Annotated in this window: 1 pseudogene; it reads right to left on the reverse strand. The window is 62.3% G+C overall.

The annotated features are described in order from the left end of the window. Positions 1–89: 89 nt before the first annotated feature. A pseudogene (locus tag AS181_RS25595) lies at positions 90–1,063 on the reverse strand (IS3 family transposase); the annotation flags it as partial. Positions 1,064–1,211: the final 148 nt, after the last annotated feature.

Consider the following 1,211-nt stretch of genomic DNA (forward strand, 5'->3'; position numbering starts at 1 on the left):
CTACCGCCACATCGCTGGTCCTCCGACTCCAGTCCGCCGTAGCCACCGCAAACACCTCCATGATCATGGTGTTGCGACGACCAGTTGAATCCGCCCTGACTTCCAGCATCCGAATGATGAATCAGCTCAGCAGCTTTCACCGGATGACCCTCTCGTTTCCGCTGCCACAGCGCCATCCGAAGCGGGACCGTCACCAGCTCCACCGTCTTCGACGTCGAGGCGTGCCACGCCACGATCCGACGTGAGAACACGTCGATGATGAACACCACGTACACCCACCCCGCCCACGTCCGGCAGTAGGTGAAATCGGTCACCCACACCCGGTTCGGCTCGACGGCACTGAACTGTCGATTCACCAGATCCTCCGCACGTACACCATCAGCGGACCGCACGGTCGTACGGACTCCCTTGGACCTTCGAATCCCGTTGTGGCCTAGCACTTTCATCGCTCGATCAACGGCGCCATAGGACACCCCGGGCAGTGTTGTCCGATGCAGATGGGCGCGCATCTTCACCCGCCCGTAGAGGCCCTCCGGAGTCATCTTCCGCCGGCCGTCGTCATCGGTGCGCCAGACCACGGTGCGCACCGCATCGACGACGTGGGCATCGGAGACGGTCCGAGCGGCAGGCGTGCGTGTTCGCGATGCCCGGTAGGTTCGTGCGGCAATCATGCAGCCCTGCTCACGCAAGACCCGACAGATCGACTCGACCGCAAAACCGTTGGCGCGCATCTGATCTATGAACGCCACGATCATCGGTTGCGGCGGTCGAGTTCCCCCGCGAAGAAAGTCGTCGCCGCTTTCAAAATGGCAACGTCCTCTCGCAATTGCTTGTTCTCCGCCTTGAGTCGCTTGATCTCAGCGGACTCCTTCGACGTGGTCCCCGACCGGGCGCCGGCATCGACCTGGGCCTGCACGGCCCACCGACGTACCGTCTCCCCACCGACACCGACCTGCTTGGCGATCGCCTCTGCCGCGGCAGTCAACGACGTGTACTCGCCGCCGTGCGCCTCCAGCAAACGCAAGGCCCTCGAACGGACCTCCGGATCGATCTTCTTAGGCATGTGCTCATCCTTCCTGACTCAGAAGGAAGCGGCATCAAACCAGGGGTGATTCACGGACCTTCTCGGTGAACAAGGGATCTCTCGACAGCTTCCACGAATCCTGTTTGTGCGGAGCCAATCCGAACGCCCGCCACACACGCGACACGGT

This window comes from Gordonia sp. SGD-V-85, assembly GCF_001456905.1.
GTDB lineage: Bacteria > Actinomycetota > Actinomycetes > Mycobacteriales > Mycobacteriaceae > Gordonia > Gordonia hongkongensis.